This is a genomic window from Caulobacter sp. D5 (genome assembly GCF_003185805.1).
Taxonomy (GTDB): domain Bacteria; phylum Pseudomonadota; class Alphaproteobacteria; order Caulobacterales; family Caulobacteraceae; genus Caulobacter.
Genome location: NZ_QHJY01000433.1, coordinates 1 through 5,643 on the forward strand (window position 1 = coordinate 1; position 5,643 = coordinate 5,643).

General features: G+C 73.2%; 3 protein-coding genes. All 3 read right to left on the reverse strand.

Features of this window, described 5'->3' with window-relative positions; all coding sequences use genetic code 11:
- Window positions 1-7 precede the first annotated feature (7 nt).
- Window positions 8-1,690, reverse strand: a complete 1,683-nt coding sequence (locus DMC18_RS22925) for an MFS transporter (protein ID WP_110119361.1) — start codon at window positions 1,688-1,690, stop codon at window positions 8-10.
- Between the two features lie 168 nt (window positions 1,691-1,858).
- Window positions 1,859-4,030 carry a TonB-dependent receptor gene (locus tag DMC18_RS22930; protein ID WP_110133340.1) on the reverse strand — a complete coding sequence of 724 codons (2,172 nt, stop codon included), beginning with the start codon at window positions 4,028-4,030 and terminating at the stop codon, window positions 1,859-1,861.
- A gap of 39 nt (window positions 4,031-4,069) precedes the next feature.
- A partial coding sequence (locus DMC18_RS22935; RefSeq protein WP_146218184.1) for a pitrilysin family protein occupies window positions 4,070-5,643 on the reverse strand: 1,574 nt, incomplete at its 5' end.

Consider the following 5,643-nt stretch of genomic DNA (forward strand, 5'->3'; position numbering starts at 1 on the left):
GCGTCGGTCATGCGGTCTCTCGGGCGGGGGCGGACGGGGGCGCCGGCGCGGGCGCGGGCGGCGAGGCCGCCATGCGCCGGGCCAGGAGGAAGAACAGAAAGCCGGCGTAGGCGAACTGCAGCAGGGCGATGACGCCGACCACCAGGAACACGTCGTTGAAGGCCAGCACGTTGGCCTGCTGGGTCAGCTGCTGGGTCAGCAGGGCGCTGGCGTCGGCGGCGCGGAAGGCCGGGTCGGCCTGGGTGGGGGCGTAGACCCCGGCATAGGCCTGCAGGGTGGCGGCGACCGTGGGGTCGGTTCCGGCCAGGCGCTCGGCCAGGCCCACGGCGTGCGACTGGGCGCGGACGGTCTGCAAGGTGCCCAGCATCGAGGCGCCGAACAGGCCGCCCAGGTTCTGGGCCACGCCGAACATGACCGAGAAGGTGATGATCGAGCCCAGTCCCCGGGTCAGCAGCTGGCCGATGCCGAACATGAAGGACGGCCCCAGGAACATGGCCGCGGCGAAGGCCAGCAGGGCCTGGCTGACGAAGAGGTTGGCCGGGGCGGTCTGGACGGTGGCCTGGGCGTCGAGGAACGAGCCCATGGCGATCAGCAGGATCGAGCCCAGGAACTGCGGCGCCAGGGTCTTCTGGTTGAGGGTCATGGCGCTGGTGACGATGCCGGCCGCGGTGGCGGCCAGCACCACGCCGTAGAGCAGGCGCTGCTGCTCTTGCGCCAGGCCCAGGGCCTGCATCAGGCCGGCGGCCCCGACGCTCTGTTCTGAGAGGATGACCCGCACCAGGGCGACGTTGAGGCAGAAGCGCAGAAAGGCGCCGGTGGCCACCCAGCGGGTGTCGATCAGCGGGTGGGTGCGGCCGTGCTCGACCAGGGCGCCGGCGACCAGCAGGATCACGGCGGCGGCCAGGCACCAGCCCAGCCAGGGGGCTTCGAACCACCAGACGATGCGGCCCAGGCCCAGCACCGCGACCAGCAGGCCAAGGCCGCCGCCCAGCAGGCCGAAAGTGAGAATGTCCATGCCCTCGAAGACGTGGATGCGCACCCCCTGGGGCAGGCGGAACAGGGTGACGGCGGCCAGGCACGCGGCGGCCAGGCATGCTTCGAGCGCGTAGAGTCCGTGCCAGTAGGCGGCGTCGAGCAGGCCGGTGGAGATCAGCCGGGCCAGCGGCGCGCCCAACTGCGAGACGCCCACGCCCAGCACCAGCGCGCCCATCCGGAACGAGGCCGGGAAGGCCTGCAGCATGTAGAACATGGCCAGCGCCGTGAGCGCGGCCGCGCCCACCCCGCTGATCGCCCGCAGCAGCAGGGCCATGGCGAAGTTGTCGAGCAGCAGGTGGGCGAAGGCGGTGACGGTGTAGAGCGTCAGGAACACGAGGGCGAACCGGCGGATGCCGAACTGCTGGCGGTACTTCACCAGCAGCAGGTTCATCGAGATGTTGGTCATCACGTAGATGGTGGTCAGCCAGGCGCCCTGGACCGGGCTGAGGCCCAGCGAGCCCTGGATGGCCGGCAGGTTGACCGAAACCAGCGCCGTGCCCAGCGAGCCGGTGATGCCGATCAGCAGGCTGATCAGGCCGTGGATGATGCGGAAGTGGGTCGGGAAGGCGGGCGTCGACGGCGAGCCGGGCATCAGCGGCCGCTCGTGCGGCAGCCAGTCCGGGACCGGTCCGATCTGCTCGCCGTGCTGGGGCATCGCGCGGCCCCGTCAGGCGGAGGGCGACACGGTCAGGCGGCGCGCGCGCGGCGCTGGCGAAGCGATCGGAAACGGAAACGACGTCATCGCGCCCTCATGTCCTGTCCAGCGACGCGACTGTGGGCCGCCTCGCGCGGTCGGTCAAATGCCGCACCGTGGGTTCGGACCCTAGAACCGGCTGGCCAGCCCGATGCGGACCATGCGGCCGATCGGGTCGCGGTCGTCGCGGCCGTAGCCGGGGGCGGGGCGGCCGTCGCCCAGGCTGGCGCGGGGGCGGGCGTCGAGCAGGTTGTCGACGTCGAGGGTGAGGGTGAAGCCGCGGTTGCGGCGCGCGGCGGCCGCGAGGGGATTGTCGCCGGCCGGGGGCGGGGCGACCTTGCGGTTGACCAGATAGGCGAGCCGGACATTGACCGTGCCGAAGGCGTCGACCTTCAGGTCGCCGTCGCCGTCCTGGCCGCTCTGGTCGCGGATGCGGTAGGCGCTGCGCCAGGCGCCGCCGGCGTTGAGGCTCCACGGGCCGCGGCGGGCGCTGACGCTGAGGCCGAAGTCCTGGCGAGCCACGCCGCCGCCGTCGCCGGCCAGGCGGTCCATGCTGGGCAGCCCGGCGCGGATCACGGTGGCGTCCTCGAGCCGCAGCGTGTGGTTCAGCGACACCTGCACCGTGCCGCCGGCGGACGGGATCTTCGGGTCGCCGAGCGGGATGGTGATGTTGAAGTTCGAGGTCAGCGAGCTGGCGGTCGCCGAGGCGATGTTGATCGGCCGCTGGTCGATGCCGGTCAGCCGGCCGCTGGCGTCGCGCTGGAAGCGCTCGGGGAAGGCGGCCTCGATGTCGGCCGTCGGCTGGGGCAGCGCGCTGATGCCGTCGGTCGACTCGCCGCGCTGATAGCTGACCCCGCCGTTCAGCGCCCAGCGGGTGTAGGGGCCGGCCGAGGCCCCGATCGCGACGGAGTCGCGCTTGGCCGCCCGCAGGTCGGGATTGCCGCCGGTCAGGGGCGTGATCTCCACCGACTGGCCGGTGCGGAAGTCGAACACCACCGTCGGGCTGCCGTAGAGGACCGGGGCGAAGCGCTGCTCCTCGGTCGGCACGTCGGCGGCGCGCGACCACGAGGTGGAGAGGTTCAGCTTGCGGATCGGCGTCCAGAAGAGGTTGGCGCCCAGGTTGTCGCCGCGGCCGGCGTCGGCGCGGCGCAGGCCGGCCGACAGCCGCAGGGTGAGGTCGCCGAGGTTGGGGCCGCGCCAGTCCTGCGCCAGGGCTGCGCTCAGCAGCGGAACCGACAGCGAGGCGTCCAGGTCCTGGCCGCTGCTGGCGACCGAGCGGTTCAGGGTCTGGCCTTGCGTCCGCGAGCGCGAGACCGTGGCGCGGCCGGAGACGTCGGTCATCATCGGGCCGGCCGGCAGGGTCAGCAGCGTGCGGTTGGCCGCCAGGCTGAGATTGGCCGAGCGGTTGTCGGTCGTCGCGTCGTTGAGGCCGGAGGACTCGGTGCGCGAGACCTGACCGGCGAGGGTCGAGCGGATCTGCCAGCCCGCCGCCTGGCCGCCCAGCCCGCCGGTGATGTTGGCGCTGCGGCCTTCGGTGCGGTTCACCACCGGGGCGGCGCCGGTGTCGGAGGTGAAGCTGCTGTCGTAGGCCTGGAGCATGGCGCGCACCGAGCCGCGCCATTTGCCGAGGCCGCCCGTGCGGGCCATGTCGACGCCGACCCGCCGCGACTCCGGGCGCAGGGTGGCCTCGGCGCTTTCGGGGTGGCTTTCCAGGTAGTCCGGGCGCTCGTCGGCGCGCAGGGCGGTGTCGCTCGACACCCGCAGGCCGATCCGGCTGGTGTTGAGGTCCTGGATGCGCGAGCGGCGCAGGTCGCCCGACAGGCTGACGGTTCCGCCGGCGGTCGGCCCCGCGGCGCTGGCCAGGCCGTCGCGGGCGGCGAACGACTTCTGCAGCACGATGTTGACGACCCGGCGCGAGGGATCGCCGCCGACCCCGTAGGCCGTGGCCGCCGAGGGCGGCAGCACCTCGACCCGCACCAGGGCGTCGGGCGGGAAGCCGGTGAAGGCGTCGGCGTCCGACACCCGCTGGCCGTTGACGATGATCACCGGCGCCGGGCCGCCGCCGAAGCGCTTGTTCACCTCGGCGACGACCTGGCTGATGTCGTCCAGGGCCAGGGCGTCGATCTGGTCGGGCCCCAGCTCATATTCGGGCGGCATCAGGGCCGCGCCCCGGCGGGCGGTGACCTCGACGCCGTCCAGGGCGACCGGCGCCTCGTCGACGGCCTGCGCCGTCTCGGCCTGGGCTCGAGCCTGGGCCGGGACGACGGCGGGGTCAGCGAGGACGCACAGCAGCCACAGCATCGGCCTAGCGTCCGGCTGCTGGCGACGTCGCGCTCACGGCTACTTGCCCTTGGCAGGAGTCTGGGTGAGGGCGGGGCTGTCGAGATCGAGCTTGTCGATCGGGATGGCGAGCGCCTTGGGCGCGGCGGTCCTGATCGCCTCGCCCATGGCCTTGGCGTCGCCGACCACGATGACGCTGGCCTCGGCCGGGTCCAGCTCGGCCTTCGAGAAGGCCTGGACGTCGCCGGCGCTGACCGCCGAGACCTTGTCGGTATAGGCCTGGATCTCGTTCAGCGGCACGCCGTAGACGGCGAGGCTTCCAAGGATGTCGGCCAGGCCCCCGGAGGTGCCCAGATCGCGGCCGAAGTCGCCGATCAGCACCGACTTGCGGGCCTGCAGCTCGGCCAGCGAGGCCGGCTCGGTCCCCAGGCGGGTCAGCTCGCCCTTGATCAGCTCGACCACCTGGCCGGCGGACTCGTTCTTGGTCTGCACCGTGGCCGAGAAGCCGCCCGAGGCCGCGCGCGGCGTCAGGCTGGAGCCGGCGCCGTAGGAAAGGCCGCGCTTGATGCGGATCTCCTGGTTCAGGCGGGCCGAATAGCCGCCGCCCAGCACGCCGTTGGCCACCAGGCCGGCATAGTAGCGGGGATCCGAGCGCAGGATGGCCGGCTTGGCCACCACCACGGCCGCCTGACCCGTGCCCGGCAGGTCGATGACGACGTCACGCGGCGTATAGCCGGTCGGGCCGGGGGCGGGCGTCGGCGGCGGACCGGCCGGCCTGGCCCAGCCGCCGAACGCCTTCTCGGCCAGGGCGAAGCCCTGCTCGGGCGTCAGGTCGCCGGTCAGCACCAGCACCGCGTTGTCGGGACGCCAGTAGGCGGCGTGGGTGCGCACCAGGGCCTCGCGGGTGATCCTGGGCAGCGAGCCGGGCGTGCCGCCGGCCACGTGGCCGTAGGCCGAGCCGGCGTAGATCACCGGGGCGACGGCGAAGCCCGCCACGCCGCCGGGACGCTGATAGGTCACCGACAGGCCGTCCAGCGCCTCGGCCCGCACGCGGTCGAGCTCCTCGGCCTTGAAGGCCGGCTTCTCGGCCACGTCGGCCATGATCGCCAGGCCTTCGGCGGCCTTGTCTGAGATGACGCTGAGGGTCAGGGACGAGCTTTCCCAGCCCGAGCCGGCCGAGAGGTCGGCGCCCAGGGCCTCGGTCGCCTGGGCGATCTGCGTGGCCGTGCGGTTTCCGGCGCCTTCGGTCAGCAGTTCGGCGGTCAGGGCCGAGACGCCGGCCAGCCCTTTGGGATCGGCGCTGGAGCCGCCCTTGACGGTGAGGTCGGCGGTGACCAGCGGCAGGTCGCTGGACTTGGCGACGATCACGCGCAGGCCGTTGGCCAGCACCTTTTCGACCGGGGTCGGCAGGACCGGCGAGACCGGCTGGCCGGGGGCGGGCGGGGCGATCCGCTCGGCCTCCGGCGCCAGGGTGGTGACCGGGCCGTCATAGCCGACCGAGGCCACCTTGGGCGGGGCGGGGAAGGGATCGGCCTCGCCCTTCGGCTTGGCGCTTTCCGGCAGGTAGCGGATGACGGTGCGGCGGTCGGCGGCCAGGTACTTCTTGGCCACCCGCTGGACGTCGGCGGCGGTCA

Excerpts from the sequence above, each read along its gene's own strand:
- DMC18_RS22925 (WP_110119361.1), bottom strand. The coding sequence starts at position 1,690 with ATGCCCCAGCACGGCGAGCAGATCGGACCGGTCCCGGACTGGCTGCCG.
- DMC18_RS22930 (WP_110133340.1), bottom strand. The coding sequence starts at position 4,030 with ATGCTGTGGCTGCTGTGCGTCCTCGCTGACCCCGCCGTCGTCCCGGCC.